14 protein-coding genes and 1 riboswitch are annotated in these 15,208 nt (G+C 44.6%); of the genes, 8 read left to right on the forward strand and 6 right to left on the reverse strand.

Going from position 1 to position 15,208, the window contains the following annotated elements; genetic code table 11:
* Positions 1–113: 113 nt before the first annotated feature.
* Positions 114–2,126 carry a Na+/H+ antiporter gene (locus BFW96_RS04135; RefSeq protein ID WP_069838736.1) on the forward strand — a complete coding sequence of 671 codons (2,013 nt, stop codon included), beginning with the start codon at positions 114–116 and terminating at the stop codon, positions 2,124–2,126.
* A 46-nt stretch (positions 2,127–2,172) separates the two neighbouring features.
* Here BFW96_RS04135 and yvgO read toward each other — a convergent pair whose 3' ends face one another.
* Positions 2,173–2,658 (reverse strand): stress response protein YvgO, encoded by a 486-nt coding sequence (gene yvgO / locus BFW96_RS04140; RefSeq protein ID WP_014665375.1) that lies wholly within the window; start codon positions 2,656–2,658, stop codon positions 2,173–2,175.
* A gap of 222 nt (positions 2,659–2,880) precedes the next feature.
* Between yvgO and pgoN the strand changes: the two genes are divergently transcribed.
* Positions 2,881–3,711: a glyoxal/methylglyoxal reductase gene (pgoN, locus tag BFW96_RS04145; RefSeq protein WP_040081825.1), complete on the forward strand. Its 831-nt coding sequence runs from the start codon at positions 2,881–2,883 to the stop codon at positions 3,709–3,711.
* A gap of 29 nt (positions 3,712–3,740) precedes the next feature.
* On the opposite strand, the gene modB is transcribed toward pgoN, so the two are convergent.
* Both modB and modA read right to left on the reverse strand, forming a co-directional pair.
* Positions 3,741–4,433 carry a molybdate ABC transporter permease subunit gene (gene modB / locus BFW96_RS04150; protein ID WP_134975116.1) on the reverse strand — a complete coding sequence of 231 codons (693 nt, stop codon included), beginning with the start codon at positions 4,431–4,433 and terminating at the stop codon, positions 3,741–3,743.
* The gene (gene modA / locus BFW96_RS04155; protein ID WP_069838738.1) at positions 4,405–5,187 is read right to left on the reverse strand and encodes a molybdate ABC transporter substrate-binding protein; all 783 of its coding nucleotides are present in this window, start codon (positions 5,185–5,187) and stop codon (positions 4,405–4,407) included. Before modA ends, modB begins: the two co-directional genes overlap by 29 nt.
* A 110-nt stretch (positions 5,188–5,297) precedes the next feature.
* On the opposite strand from modA, the gene BFW96_RS04160 reads away from it, so the two are divergent.
* Entirely contained in the window at positions 5,298–6,224 is a 927-nt protein-coding gene (locus BFW96_RS04160) for a substrate-binding domain-containing protein (RefSeq protein ID WP_069838781.1), read from the forward strand.
* Between the two features lie 29 nt (positions 6,225–6,253).
* Here the strand turns inward: BFW96_RS04160 and BFW96_RS04165 are convergent, their stop codons facing one another.
* Together BFW96_RS04165 and BFW96_RS04170 are read right to left on the reverse strand one after the other, a co-directional pair.
* The gene (locus BFW96_RS04165; protein WP_069838739.1) at positions 6,254–8,107 is read right to left on the reverse strand and encodes an LTA synthase family protein; all 1,854 of its coding nucleotides are present in this window, start codon (positions 8,105–8,107) and stop codon (positions 6,254–6,256) included.
* A gap of 99 nt (positions 8,108–8,206) precedes the next feature.
* Complete coding sequence (locus BFW96_RS04170; RefSeq protein WP_014665369.1) at positions 8,207–8,689, reverse strand: metal-dependent hydrolase; 483 nt, start codon at positions 8,687–8,689, stop codon at positions 8,207–8,209.
* A gap of 165 nt (positions 8,690–8,854) precedes the next feature.
* Here BFW96_RS04170 and sspJ point away from each other — a divergent pair, with 165 nt between their 5' ends.
* Positions 8,855–8,995 (forward strand): small acid-soluble spore protein SspJ, encoded by a 141-nt coding sequence (sspJ, locus tag BFW96_RS04175; protein WP_014665368.1) that lies wholly within the window; start codon positions 8,855–8,857, stop codon positions 8,993–8,995.
* 116 nt (positions 8,996–9,111) lie between these two features.
* Positions 9,112–9,291, forward strand: a riboswitch (Lysine riboswitch).
* Between the two features lie 103 nt (positions 9,292–9,394).
* On the forward strand, positions 9,395–10,804 hold the full coding sequence (locus BFW96_RS04180; protein WP_069150306.1) for an amino acid permease: 1,410 nt from the start codon (positions 9,395–9,397) through the stop codon (positions 10,802–10,804).
* Between the two features lie 363 nt (positions 10,805–11,167).
* On the opposite strand, the gene BFW96_RS04190 is transcribed toward BFW96_RS04180, so the two are convergent.
* Positions 11,168–12,115 carry an iron-hydroxamate ABC transporter substrate-binding protein gene (locus BFW96_RS04190; protein WP_069838741.1) on the reverse strand — a complete coding sequence of 316 codons (948 nt, stop codon included), beginning with the start codon at positions 12,113–12,115 and terminating at the stop codon, positions 11,168–11,170.
* 206 nt (positions 12,116–12,321) lie between these two features.
* Between BFW96_RS04190 and BFW96_RS04195 the strand changes: the two genes are divergently transcribed.
* The 3 genes from BFW96_RS04195 to BFW96_RS04205 are packed head-to-tail and all read left to right on the forward strand — an operon-like array spanning position 12,322 to position 15,202.
* On the forward strand, positions 12,322–13,368 hold the full coding sequence (locus BFW96_RS04195; protein ID WP_069150795.1) for a FecCD family ABC transporter permease: 1,047 nt from the start codon (positions 12,322–12,324) through the stop codon (positions 13,366–13,368).
* The gene (locus BFW96_RS04200; protein ID WP_069838742.1) at positions 13,368–14,378 is read left to right on the forward strand and encodes a FecCD family ABC transporter permease; all 1,011 of its coding nucleotides are present in this window, start codon (positions 13,368–13,370) and stop codon (positions 14,376–14,378) included. The genes BFW96_RS04195 and BFW96_RS04200 overlap by 1 nt, the downstream gene beginning before the upstream one ends.
* A gap of 14 nt (positions 14,379–14,392) precedes the next feature.
* On the forward strand, positions 14,393–15,202 hold the full coding sequence (locus tag BFW96_RS04205; protein WP_069150302.1) for an ABC transporter ATP-binding protein: 810 nt from the start codon (positions 14,393–14,395) through the stop codon (positions 15,200–15,202).
* Positions 15,203–15,208: the final 6 nt, after the last annotated feature.

Raw genomic sequence — 15,208 nt, forward strand, 5'->3', positions numbered from 1 at the left:
GTGTGGAGGAAACTCCTGCGAAACCACGTATCGGATGCAAGGCCAGCCTGGCTCAGCGACTTTTAGACAAGACTCACCATGCACGAAAGACAACAACGAAGGAGGTCATGCATTTGGACATATTTTTAGTTGTGCTCGTTTTATTAACGATTATTGCGATTTCTAATATCGTGAACCGGTTTATTCCGTTTATTCCGGTGCCGCTGATTCAAGTGGCTCTTGGGATTCTTGCCGCCTCATTTCCACAGGGTCTTCATTTTGAATTAAGCACCGAATTGTTTTTTGTTCTGTTTATCGCGCCTCTGCTATTTAATGATGGAAAGAGGACGCCGCGGGCGGAGCTTTGGAATTTAAGAGCGCCCATTTTATTGCTTGCCCTCGGCCTTGTGTTCGCAACTGTGATTGTAGGCGGCTATACGATTCACTGGATGATTCCTGATATTCCGCTGGCAGCGGCCTTTGGACTTGCGGCCATTCTTTCACCGACTGATGTCGTCGCTGTCAGCGCATTATCAGGAAGAGTGAAAATGCCAAAAGGGATTCTTCGCCTGCTTGAAGGTGAGGGGCTTATGAATGATGCATCAGGTCTTGTAGCCTTTAAGTTTGCGATTGCAGCGGCAGTGACGGGTGCGTTTTCACTAGCGCAAGCGGCTGTCAGCTTTGTCTTCATTTCTCTTGGGGGCTTGCTGTGCGGGGTAGTCATTTCATTTTTGATTATTCGTTTTCGCCTATTTCTCCGCCGCCTTGGCATGCAGGATGTCACGATGCATATGCTGATTCAAATTTTGACACCGTTTGTTATTTATTTGGCCGCTGAAGAAATCGGCGTTTCCGGCATTTTAGCTGTTGTGGCGGGAGGGATCACTCATGCGGTTGAACAGGATCGTCTGGAATCAACGATGATCAAGCTGCAAATCGTCTCCTCAAGTACGTGGAACATTATTTTATTTATTTTGAACGGCCTGGTCTTTGTTATTCTCGGCACGCAAATCCCTGATGTGATTTCTGTTATCTTTAACGATACCGCCATCAGCAACATGAAGGTGATTGGCTATATCCTAGTCATCACATTTACGTTAATGCTCCTCAGATTTCTGTGGGTGCTGTTCTTTTGGAACGGCAAATGGTTCTTTAATAAAGATCAAAACATCTATAAACCGGGTCTTCGTTCGACACTGTTAATTTCGATTTCCGGTGTGCGCGGAGCAGTAACGCTTGCGGGATCTTTCTCCATTCCGTATTTCCTGGAGGACGGCACGCCGTTTCCGGAAAGAAATCTGATTCTCTTTTTAGCAGCCGGCGTCATTTTATGCACGCTTGTCATTGCCACCGTAGTGCTGCCGGTTCTGACTGAAAAAGAAGAAGAGGACGAGGAACGAAATAAGAAGCTGCTGACGGCGAGACGCAAATTGATCAAAACAGCTCTTCAAACGATAAAAGAGGATATGAACGATACAAACAAAACGGCCTCTCTTGCGGTGATAGCTGAATACAATGAGAAAATGAAAAACCTTCGTTTTCAGCAGTATACCTCATCTAATCGTATCAAAAAGCATGAGCGAAAAGTCCGTGCGCAAGGGGTTAAAGCTGAGCAAGAGGCACTGATGAAAATGCTGGAGCGGGGAGACATCCCGGAAGAAACAGCAAATGTGCTGCAAGAACGATTTAACGAGTTGGAAATTTTGTATGCCAACCCGTTTAAGGTCGGCTTATCAAAAACAAGGCTCAAGCGGCTGATGTATTGGATTTTCTTCGGTGAACATAAAAAGCCGGAGATGTCGATATTAAATGAAGCGGGATTGATACGGGCAACAAGAATAAAAACGGCAAAAGCAGCGATAGAATATTTGGAAAAACATAAGACAGAAGAACATAAGGAAGTGTTTTTATCTGTCATTACATTCTATAAACAGTTAATTTTCAGGCTGGAGAACAGCCATCATGAGTTAAAATCAAGCGCACATTTTGAAAATCAAAAACTGGAAGTGAAGCTGAAGGCTGTGCAGGCGATCAGAAATGAAATTCAAACGCTGTTCGAGGAAAGAGAAATTTCCCGGGACATCTCCCATGAGCTTCGCCAATACATTAATGATGTCGAAGCCGCCATGCTTGAAGGCGGCGAATAAATGCAGCAAAAAAGCTGGTGCGTGAGAGCGCCAGCTTTTTTCTATATTAAGGGCGATGAAATTCGACAGTGCTGCCATCCCGGTCGAACCAGCCTCTGAAGGCCCAGTTAATCCAGCCGCCATCCCCTTTGTTTGTAAACGTTCCGTCTTCAAATACCCAAATGCCATACGTAATGCCGTCATAAACGGCTGAGCCATAAAATTGCACACCGTTCAAATGATCTTCATATTCCTGGCTTAAATTAAATACCATGACGTTATATTTTTGGCCGGACGCGTAGAAGGAAGACTCCATGAGATTCTTCACAAATCCATCCCGATTCTGTGCGGATTTGATGGCATCAGCGATCTGGTTGGCAATTCCAAGTACATCCAGGTTGACGTTTAAACCTACATCAGCGGCAGTTGTTCCGGCGGTTGTTGTCTGCGAGATCTTCGGAGCAGGATTTTCTTCAGCGGAAGCAAAGGACAAAGGGGCAATTGTCAAAGCGGCACCAAGAGCAAGTGTCATTGGGATACGAATACGTTTCAAGTTGTTTCCTCCTTTGTTTTCATTTGGTTACACTAAACGCATACCCGGCTCCATGTATTTGTAATCTCAATTTTGTTAAAATAGGAAAAAAATAGTACCCTGTTTTACCTGGGCTGTGAAAAAAGAAGCAAAAACAGGGCCTTAAGCGTATTATTGGTATCGGCTGAGAGGAATGTGAGATAATATAGACGCTTACATTTCAGTGAAAGGGTGGATGTTCAAGTGCCAACAAGTTTAAAAGATACGGTAAAGTTACATAACGGAGTTGAAATGCCTTGGTTCGGTCTGGGTGTTTTTAAAGTGGAAAATGGCAGTGAAGCGACTGAATCAGTGAAAGCGGCAATTAAAAACGGCTACCGCAGCATTGATACAGCAGCGATCTACAAAAATGAAGAAGGTGTTGGCATCGGGATTAAAGAATCCGGTGTGGCAAGAGAAGAGCTCTTCATCACATCAAAAGTGTGGAATGAAGATCAAGGCTATGAAACAACGCTTGCTGCCTTTGAAAAAAGCCTGGAAAGACTGCAGCTTGATTACTTAGATTTATATTTGATCCATTGGCCTGGAAAAGATAAATTTAAAGATACATGGCGCGCGCTTGAAAAGCTGTACAAAGACGGCAAAATCCGCGCGATCGGCGTCAGCAACTTCCAAGTTCATCATTTAGAAGAGCTGTTAAAAGATGCTGAAATCAAACCGATGGTGAACCAAGTTGAATTTCACCCTCGTTTGACGCAAAAAGAATTAAGAGACTATTGTAAAAAACACGGCATTCAGCTGGAAGCATGGTCTCCGCTCATGCAGGGACAGCTTTTGGATAACGAAGTACTGACACAGATTGCAGAAAAACATAATAAATCTGTAGCTCAAGTGATTTTGCGCTGGGATCTGCAGCATGAAGTTGTAACCATTCCAAAATCCATTAAAGAACACCGTATCATCGAAAACGCTGATATTTTTGATTTCGAATTGTCTCAAGAAGACATGGATAAAATTGATGCATTAAACAAAGATGAGCGTGTCGGCCCAAATCCTGATGAGCTTCTGTTCTAATCAAAAAACTCCCCTTTACGGGGAGTTTTTTAGTGCGTTTTTTTCTGTTGAATGAAAAACAGCATCAAAAAGGAAATGACAACAATACAGACGACCCACGCCCAGGCAAGGGTATTGTTTCCGGAATCCAATGCAACATATATGGCCGTCGGCAGTGTTTGTGTAACACCGGGGATGTTCCCGGCAAACATGAGTGTTGCGCCAAATTCTCCGAGCGCCCGCGCTAGGCTCAGGATGCTCCCGGTCAGCAAAGAAGGATAGGCAAGCGGGACGGAGATATGGATAAAGACCTTCCATCTGCTTGCGCCGTCTACCATTGCCGCACCCTGTATATCGGGGTCAATGTCAGCAAATCCGGTTTTGGCTGATTGATACATGAGCGGAAAGGCTACAACAGCCGAGGCGATCACAGCAGCCCACCAGGTGAAAATGACAGGCTGCCGGAAGATCCACTCGATGGCTTGCCCGATGAAGCTATGCTTTCCGAAAATGACGATCAAAATAAAACCGACAACAGTAGGCGGAAGAACGAGCGGAAGCATAAAACATGTTTCGAGCGCCGTTTTTCCAAAAAATGATGCCCGTGACATCCAAGCCCCAGCAAGTGTTCCAAGAATAATGACAACAATGCCGGCAACTGCCGCCACCTGAAAAGAAAGCATAACAGGTGTTAAGAATTCTGAAGCGTTTATGCTACTCAGCAGTAAAACCATATTTCTCAAATACTTTCATTGCTTCATCAGATTGCAGGTATTCGTAAAATTCCTTCGCTTCCTTACGGTGTTTTGTATCTTTTACGATTCCTAACGGATAGACAATCGGGCTGTGTGTATCTGCTTTTGCCTCGTCAATAATGGTGGCCTTTTTAGAGACCAGGGCATCTGTTTTATAAACAATACCTGCGTCTACATTGCCGGTTTCCACATAAGAAAGAACTTGGCGAACGTCTTTTCCGTACACAATTTTATCCTTCACTTTGTCCCATAAAGACAGTTTTGTCAGTGATTCTTTCCCATAAGCTCCTGCCGGTACGGATTCCGGAGTGCCAAGTGCGATTTTTTCTGATTCAGCCAGATTGCTGAAGCTTGTCACAGGTGAATCTCCGTTTTTCGGTACGACCAGCACAATTTCATTGCCGACTAAATCAGTGCTGTCTTTTTTTGCGATATCCCCATCATCCACCAGCTTTTTAAATTTATCCTCAGCAGCTGAGAAGAACAGATCTGCTCCTGCTCCTTGAGAAATCTGTTTTTGCAAGGCGCCGGATGAGCCATAGTTATCTTGGATGGTAATGTTTTCATGCTCTTTTTCATAATTTTTTTGGATTTCCTCAAGTGCATCCTGCGCGCTTGCGGCAGCTGAGATGGTTAATGTTACTTTTTTCCCGCTGTCTGTTGAAGACTGATTTGAAGAACAGCCTGCTGCAAGCAGAAAAGCGGTTAAGGCTGCGATTAAAATAGAATACTTCTTAAACATGATTGCACCCCTTATGATTAGTTATATCTAATTATAACTGATTATGTTTGGTTTATGTGGGTTTTTTTACATTCGGCGAAAAGGTATAATAAAATAGGAGAGTGATGATGATGAATGAAACCTCTTCCTATACGATAGAAGAAGTTGCAGGTCTGCTAAAGGTATCAAAGCTGACCGTTTATGATTTGATTAAAAAAGGCGTGCTGCCTGCATACCGTGTTGGAAGGCAGATGCGTGTGGATGAAGAAGATTTAAAGCAATATAAAACGAATATGAGAATGTCTCAGCCCATCGCTGCAACAGAAGCGCCGAAACAGGTGCAGGAGGCTGAGCCGGACGGCAGACCGAATGTCATGATCAGCGGACAGGACATTTCGATGGATCTTCTCAGCAAGCATTTGGAGAATGCCATTCAGGAGACGCCGCTCCGTAAATACAAAGGAAGCTTAAACAGCCTGATTGATATGTATCAAGGCAAGTGTGACATTGTCAGCCTCCATTTGTACGATGCAGAAACGGGCCAGTATAACGCCCCTTATGTAAAACGGATTTTGTCAGGTGAACCGTTTTGTCTCATCAATGTCGTTCTCCGCAAAGCAGGTCTGTATGTGCAAAAAGGGAATCCGAAAAACATTCAAGGCTGGAAAGACTTGAAAAGAACTGATATCCGGATCATCAACAGGGAAAAGGGTTCTGGCGCAAGGGTGCTCCTTGATGAACAGCTTGGCTTGCTTGGTGTGAAGCCGGCTGATGTAAAGGGATACGGCGATATCGTGACCGATCATTACGCTGCCGCTTCACAAGTTTCAAGCGGACAGGCTGACGCGGGAATCGGGGCGCAGCACGCGGCACATATGGGCAGTGTTGATTTTATCCCGCTCATCGACGAACAATATGATATCGTCGTTTTGAAAAAAAATGAGCAGCTGCTCAAGGCCGTGAAGGAGATTTTGAATTCTGAGGACTACAAGGCGAATCTGTCTCATTTAAACGGCTATGAAACGAAGCTGACTGGCAAGGTGATGTTGGAAACGTAAAAAATCCCTCTTTATATAGAGGGATTTTTTCATTCGGAAAACCTGAGCAGGTCACCATTTAAAATTTTATCAGAGAGAGACAGCTCTTCGTTTGCTTTCTCCTTATAAGGGAGGCACGCATCCTGATCTTCCAGTATTTCACCTGTTTTTTGGCTGTAGCACGTGTTTTTCGTGTAAATAAAATCGTTCGTAATAAAGCTTCCGTTTCGCAGAACGGCGAATGGTGTGCGATCGCCCGACAGCAAATCATTGCCGAATTGAATATCGCCTTTTGTGTCAACGCCGAGTAAATGCATCAGTGTCGGTCTGACGTCGACTTGTCCGCCAACATCAGAGATGGTTTCCGGCTGTTGATCGGTAATTCCCGGGATATGTATGATAAACGGCACCCGCTGGAGCTGAACATTGTCATACGGCGTGATTTCGTCTTTTCCTAAAAACTCTGCCAACGCCTCGTTATGGGCTTCTGAAATGCCGTAATGATCCCCCATAAATACAATCATCGAATTTTCGTATAAGCCTTCGTCCTTCAGCTTTTTGATAAAATGCTTTAATGCCTCATCCTCATAGCGCACCGTTGTCACATAACGGTTTAGCAGGGCGCTGCTCGAATTGTATTCATCAATCAGCTGATCCTTTTTATCAATCTCAAACGGAAAATGATTCGTTAACGTGATGAAACTGCTGAAGAATGGCTGCGGCAGACTTTTCAGCTTTTCGGCGGACTGCTCTAAAAATTCCTTATCCTTTAAGCCCCAGCTTGTCGATGTTCCGGGAGTGACATGGAAGTCATCAACATCAAAAAAGCGGTCAATCCCAAATGTATCGTACATGACATCTCTGTTCCAAAATGTTTTATGGTTGGCATGAAAGACGGCTGAATAATAATCATGCTGCTTCAGCGATTTGTACATCGTATGAAATTGATGGTCGCTTTTCGTGAAAAAGACGGCGCCGCTAAGGGAAGGATACATTGAGTTAGCAACGATGAATTCTGAATCAGATGTTTTCCCTTGTTCTGTTTGCTGATAGAAATGATCAAAGGAATAGCTTTTTTTAACGAGATCATTCATAAATGGGGTAATTTCTTTTCCATTGACTTTTTCATTCAAAACAAAGCTTTGGGTCGACTCAAGTGTTACAAAGATGACATTGCGGCCCTTTGCCAGTCCGAATTTGCTTTGATCAGGCTTGCTGTAATCAGCCTCTGTGTAATTTTTAATGGCAGTTATGCTGTCTTCATCAGCGAATGCCTTCGCGCTAATATTAACAGTCTGAGCAATCGTATCGTATATATGGAACTGAAACAGGCCGATGCTTTTGACGAGCATTTCCCGGTCAAAGGAATGTGCCAAAAGCTTCGGCTGCTGTACTTCTGCAAGTGCCAGCGTGCATAAAATCATGCCGCAGGAAGCTGCATAGTACCGTTTGATCGTGCGGGGAGCGGCTTTTGTCTGCGGCTGTTTCGTTTTTCTGGCGAGCAGCAGCAGACAAACCAAATCCGCAAACAGGGCAATAAACAGAGGATGGAACAGTTCTTTTACACTGCTGCCCATATCGCTCATGTTGCTGGCCTGAAATAAAACCGGAATGGTAATAAAATCGATATAAAAGCCGTAAAAAATCGTATTGGAGATCAAGATGACAGTCAGAACCAGATTGGCAATCAGCAAAAAGACCCGCTGCTTGTTTCCTTTCAGAAGCAGGCCTATCCCGAATAAAGGAAGGATAAAGCTGAGCGGATTGATCAGCAAAATCAGCTCTTCCAACAGAGTATCGATCTGCAAATCAAAGCCGAGTTTATATATCACATACGTTTTGATCCACATAAACAAGATCGAAAAACATAAAAACCGCTGATTGTGAAAAAAGGTTCCTTTCATCAATATGACTCCTCACGTTTTCTTGATCATCTGCATGAAATGCTTCTTAAGTAAAACCTACTAAAAACCGCCGGTTCAGACAAGTTTCAGCACTCGCATTTACAACATGCGTCCATGAAACAGCATATAAAAGTAGTAACATGAAGCAAGGGTCAGGCCGGCTAGTACGAGCTGCTCAGAAAAACTGCCTGTCTTCATATATAATGGAAGCCGCACGCGGATCGTTGAAGGGAATAATAATTTGATTCCGTTCACTGTCCAAGCGTCAAGAATCAAGTGGCTCGCCATTCCGATCATTAAGCCGGCTGAGATGTTTTTATCTGGAATATATGTAGAAGTGATAAAAAACATGATGAGCATAAACAGCAGGCTGTGTGTAAAGGTACGGTGGCCAAAAACGGAGCTGACCACTTTCGATAAAATAGGAAATTTTCTCCCGATTTTGCTTTGCGTGTGGCAGATATCGGGAATCAATGCCCCAACCGCGCCTGACGCAGCCATAAGCACTGGATCAAATCCATAATAATAAGCCGCTGCCGTACAAGAAGCGATGCCTCCCATGATGTGTGTTTTTCCTGTCATTTGCCGCTTCTCCTTTATCTTTTGCAAAAAATCTCTGAATTACAAATATATCAAGAGAATGTATGTTTGATCAACAGGACTTTGGACGATAAAAAATTTCCCGCATAATTTTTCAGGAAAAAGGCATCTTAAACATGTACCTATTTTTAAAAAGAGGTGATACGAATGGGTTTCTTTAATAAAGATAAAGGAAAACGTTCCGAAAAAGAAAAAAGCGTAATCCAAGGAGCTCTTGAAGATGCAGGTTCAGCTCTAAAAGATGATCCGCTTCAAGAAGCTGTGCAAAAAAAGAAAAATAATCGATAATCACATGCGGATAGGGCTTGGCTCTATCCGTATTTTCCATCTGTTCCCTTTGACAGATCATCCTTTCTTTGATAACCTTCTGGGAGTAACTGAATAATTAAATCCTCACTCTTTCTCAGTGAGGTAGAGGTTGCGCGGATGATAAGTCACACATGCCAGGCTGACAGGAGCTGTTAAACATGTGTAAAAGGCATCAGCGCCGAAGTGTGGAGAAAGCCGATCCTTCTCTATGCTGGGACTGTATCTGAATAAGTGCAGGACTGCCGCGTGCTTTTTCGCGGAGGGCTATCCGGAGATCAAGGGTGTGTGTTTCTTTAAGCATGGACTTTTGTTCAGGCTTTTTTTGCGTTTATATGATCTCGGGGTCTGGTCCGTACAAAGAATCATGGAGGTACTGGAATGGAACAGACAAAAAAATGGGGTTTTTGGTTATTAACGGCGTTTGTCGTTGGAAATATGGTTGGATCAGGAATTTTCTCCTTGCCAAGCTCGCTTGCTTCAATCGCAAGTCCGTTTGGCGCTACGTCCGCCTGGCTTTTGACAGGTGCCGGCGTGCTGATGATTGCGCTTGTGTTCGGGCACTTGTCTATTCGCAAGCCTGAACTGACAGCGGGACCGCAAAGTTATGCCAGAGCACTGTTTTCCGATCCGAAGAAAGGCAACGCTGCCGGTTTCACAATGGTGTGGGGCTACTGGGTGGCGAGCTGGATCAGCAACGTGGCGATCATCACAAGTCTCGCTGGTTACTTGACTTCGTTCTTCCCGATCTTGGTTGACAAACGTGAAATGTTTTCGATCGGCGGGCAAGAGGTGACGCTCGGCCAATTGCTGACGTTTGCCGTATGTACGATCTTGTTATGGGGAACGCACACGATTCTTGTTGCCAGCATTAACGGTGCAAGTAAATTGAACTTTGTTACAACGCTTTCTAAAGTATTAGGTTTTGTCTTCTTTATCGTTGCCGGTTTATTTGTGTTTCAAACGACATTATTCGGTCATTTTTATTTCCCGGTTCAAGGAGAAAACGGCACAAGCATTGGAATTGGCGGCCAGGTTCATAACGCCGCGATTTCTACACTGTGGGCGTTTGTCGGAATTGAATCCGCGGTGATCCTGTCCGGCCGTGCGCGTTCTCAGCGTGATGTGAAACGTGCGACGATTACCGGCTTGCTGATTGCTTTGAGCATTTATATTATAGTGACTTTAATTACGATGGGTGTTCTGCCGCATGATAAGCTTGTCGGCTCAGAAAAACCATTCGTTGATGTACTCTATGCGATTGTTGGAAACGCGGGAAGCGTGATTATGGCGCTTTTGGCTATCCTTTGTTTATTCGGAACGATGCTCGGCTGGATTTTGCTTGGCTCTGAGGTGCCATACCAAGCCGCTAAAGCAGGAGATTTCCCGGCAGTTTTTGCAAAAACGAATAAAAAGGGAAGTCCGGTCATTGCACTCATTATTACAAACGTCATGTCACAGGTCTTCATTTTCTCTGTTATTTCCCGGACAATAAGTGACGCATTTACGTTTTTAACGACAGCGGCGACACTCGCATATTTAATTCCGTATCTGGTATCTGCAATCTACAGCTTGAAGCTAGTCATCAAAGGTGAAACGTATGACCAGCTGAAAGGCTCCCGTGTAAGAGACGGATTGATCGCGATACTGGCGTGTGCATACTCTGTGTTTGTTATTGTTACAGGCACAGCAGATTTAACGACATTTATTCTCGGCATCGGTTTATTCTTTGTCGGCTTGATTGTTTATCCATTTGTGAGTAAAAAGTTTCAGAGAGAAAAACAAGCATAATGAAAAGACACCTGATTTGCTTTGTCAGGTGTCTTTTTTTATTGAAATACAATTTCTCCTGTTAGCAATCAGATTGTTAAAACAGCTGACAGGAAAGCTGAAATAGAAAGAAAAACCTTTACGGATAATCGTATTTGCAAAAAACGGTTTTTCAGCCTCTCCAGCAAACTAAACAGAATAAGCACTAAGATAAAAACAAGAAACACATCTGAAAAAGGTTTTCCGATATAGAGCCCGTTAAAAAAACTGATTGCGATGATGATACAGCTTAATATGAATTGAGTAAAAAAATATCCGATGTGGTTTAACATGAGCCGCTCCTTTTATTGCATGAAAAAAGAGCCGCTTGTCCGGCTCTTTCGTTTATTTAGTTAAGCTTTCCGTAATAAACTTCAGTTGGCCTTCTAATGAAATCGGATCGGTGAAATAGAAGCCAATCGGATCAATCTTATAGACATGGCCATTTTTAACGGCGTTCAGGTTCTTCCAAATGGAGCTGTCAAATACGCCGCCATCATCACCGCCTGATTGCCATGGGCCCGCGAAAATATAATCTCCGGCGAAGTCAGGGAGCTTTTCTAATGAAATACTTGTATAACCAGGTCCCTGGTCAATGGCTTTTTCTTTTGTCAGCTTTGTAGCCTTCAGGCCGAGGTCTTTGTAAATAATGCTTCCGCCTCTTCCAAAGTCTTTACCGAATACGTAAATGTCTTTTCCGTTCGTTTGCATAATGGAAATGGTTTTGTCACCGACCGCTTTTTTGATTTTTGTTTTAGCTGCCGCAACTTTTTTATCCCACTCGGACAGCCATTTTTCAGCTTTATCTTCAGTTCCTGTCATTTTTGCAAATTCTTTCAGCTGTCCGATGTTGTCGAGCTTATCGTATTTTACTGCGACAGTCGGCGCGATTTTTTCAAGCTTTTTAATATCAGCACCCTGTGTTGTCCAGACGATAATCAGGTCAGGGTTTAAATCAATGACCTTTTCAACCGAAGTGCCGTCTCCGATGTTTTCGACGCCGGCTGTTTTTCCTTTGTAGTAAGGGTTTTTAAATACGTTCTCAGGTGCACCGACAACGTTGATGCCAAGTGTTTTGAAGTAGCCGTAGTAGCCGTCAGCCATGACAACCACCCGTTTAGGATGCTTGGGGATTTTTACATTTCCGTTTTCAGCCTTGTATGTAAAGGTTTCTGAGTCTTTTGAATCAGAGGCAGAGCCTTTGCTTTCTGAGTTATTCCCGCAGGCTGCCAGCGCTGCAATCAATAACAGGGCAAAAAACGCGGCTCCGAGTTTCTTGTATATATGGGTCATATCTCATACCTTCTTTCTAAAAAAATAGATGAAAAAGAGAATCATTATCAACTGTGATTATACCACTGCAAGTGCCGGTTGACACGATATTTTTGCAAATGCATTTTCATTTTTGTTCAAAACACGCTATTAAATCTGTTGAAAAAAGTGATATACTGAAACAGCAATTGATAATCATTATCAGTATCAGAAAGGAAGTACGGCAGTTGAGTCAACATAAAAATATACAGACTGCATCAGAAGAAATCCAATGGACGTCAAGGACATATGGCGCGGTTATCGTCCTTATTGCAGGTCTATGCCTGCTTTGCCTTGGCGCACTTTTATCCATATCCCTCGGTGCAGCGGATATTCATTTGCACACTGTATGGAACGCCATTTTTCATTATCAGCCGACAAAGACATCTCACCAAATTATACATGATCTTCGGCTGCCGAGAACGGCTGCTGCCGCACTTGTAGGCGCATTGTTGGCAGTGTCGGGAGCGATCATGCAGGGGATGACGAGAAACCCTTTGGCAGAACCTTCGATTATGGGTGTGACATCAGGCTCTGCGTTTGCGGTTTCGATTGCGTTTGCCTTTTTCCCCGGACTTTCTGCAATGGGGCTTGTCCTATGGTCCTTTGCGGGAGCGGGACTGGGGGCATCGACGGTAATGGGCATCGGCATGTTTTCAAGGGGCGGTCTTACGCCTGTAAAGCTTGCTCTGGCGGGTACGGCAGTTACTTATTTCTTTACCGGAATTTCAACCGCCATTGCGATCCGCTTTGATGTGGCTCAGGATATCAGCTTTTGGTACGCAGGCGGGGTAGCGGGTGTGAAATGGTCGGGGGTCCAGCTTTTGCTTATTGCAGGGGCTGTCGGTTTAACGCTCGCGTTTTTCATCGCCCGTTCTGTGACAGTGTTAAGTCTCGGTGACGATCTGGCAAAAGGGCTAGGACAATATACATCAGCGGTGAAACTGGTTGGCATGCTTATCGTAGTGATTTTGACCGGAGCTGCGGTTTCCATAGCCGGCACCATCGCATTTATCGGGCTGATCATTCCGCATATTACCCGGTTTTTGGTCGGTGTGGATTATCGGTGGATCATTCCCTGCTCGGCGGTGCTCGGTGCTGTCTTGCTTGTTTTTGCTGACATAGCGGCGAGACTCATAAACGCACCCTTTGAAACGCCTGTCGGCGCACTGACTTCTCTCATCGGCGTTCCCTTTTTCTTTTATTTGGCACGTCGTGAAAGGAGAGGGCTGTAATGAAAACAACAACAAGAAAACCGCTCGCCGTAATGGCTGTGACTCTTATGCTCATCGTGCTGGTCTTTTTTATCAGTCTCAATTTGGGTGTTATCAAAATTGCACCGCTTAAAACGCTTCAGGTCTTTTTCGGCCAAGGAACTGCGCGTGATGAACTTGTCTTATTTGAGTTCAGGCTGCCCCGGATCATCCTTTCTTTGCTTGTTGGAGCAGGGATCGCCGTTGCTGGCGCCATTTTGCAAAGCGTGTCTCAAAATGATCTTGCTGAGCCTGGTATTCTCGGAATTAACGCCGGCGGCTCACTTGCCGTTGTGCTTTTTATATACTTTTTTCAAGGATCAGCTTCAGATCTAAGCTTTTTCGGAACATTTATGCTGCCGTTCAGTGCTTTGGCAGGAGCAATCCTCGCTGCGTTTCTCATTTATCTTCTGGCATGGAAAAAGGGCGCCACACCGATTCGGCTGATTTTAGTCGGCATCGGGGTAAATGCCGGATTCAACGCCCTGTTGCTGATTTTTCAGCTCAAGATGGACCCTCATGATTTTATGCAAGCCGCGGTTTGGATATCCGGCTCAATATGGGGGGCGAACTGGAATATGATCTGGGCGATCCTTCCTTGGATTGTGATCTTGCTACCATTTACTTTATATAAGGCACGCTATTTGAACATATTGCAGCTAGGAGACCAACTAGCGACCGGGCTGGGCACTCCTGTTGAAAGGGAGAGACGGATTCTTCTTCTGGCAGCCGTCACTCTTGCCGCTTCATGTGTGGCAGCTGCGGGAGGCATCGCGTTTCTCGGATTGATCGCGCCTCATGTGGCTAGAAGGCTGACCGGTCCGCGTCACCAGACGCTGATACCGGTCTCCGCCCTCATCGGCGCATTCCTGTTTTTGCTCGCTGATACAATGGCGAGAAATGTATTGGCACCATCAGAAATTCCGGTCGGACTTGTCATTTCCGTGCTAGGTGCGCCTTACTTTATTTATTTATTGATGAAAGCGAATTAGAGGAGGGGCCGAATATGAATTCATTATCAACGGAACAGCTTGGAATCGGTTATGGCGACAGGGTGATTGTAAAGGATTTAAATATATCGATTCCTAAAGGGAAAATTACCACCTTAATTGGCCCGAACGGCTGCGGGAAATCAACGATTTTAAAAACAATGTCCAGAATTATGCGTTCGCATGCAGGGGCCGTCTATTTAAACGGCAAAGCGATTCATAAGATGTCTACAAAAGACATTGCGAAAGATATGGCGATTCTGCCACAGACACCTGAAGCGCCGAGCGGCCTAACGGTGCACGAATTGGTGTCGTACGGCAGGTTTCCGCATCAATCAGGATTCGGCAGATTAAATGACGAAGACCGCCGGATTATCAAATGGGCGCTTGAAGAAACAGGCATGGCTGAATTTGCTGAACGGCCGATTGAGGCATTGTCAGGCGGACAGCGTCAACGCGTGTGGATTGCCATGGCGCTTGCGCAAGGGACGGAGCTGCTGCTGCTGGATGAACCTACGACGTATCTTGATCTTGCACACCAGCTTGAAATTCTGCAGCTGCTTGACAGACTCAACAAAGAGCAGGGGCGGACGATTTTAATGGTCATTCATGACCTTAACCACGCAGCTCGTTTTTCCCATTATATGATCGCGCTCAAAAAAGGCACTGTCATCAAGGAAGGTACTGCACTTGAGGTCATGACACCGGATATTTTGCAGCGGGTATTTCAGATTGATGCTGAAATCGTGACTGATCCCCGTACAAATAAACCTGTATGCTTGACCTATGATCTGATTAAAAATGAAAAAGAGCTTGTTTCTGTGTAAGAAAAA

The organism is Bacillus sp. F56, assembly GCF_001748205.1.
GTDB lineage: Bacteria > Bacillota > Bacilli > Bacillales > Bacillaceae > Bacillus > Bacillus stercoris.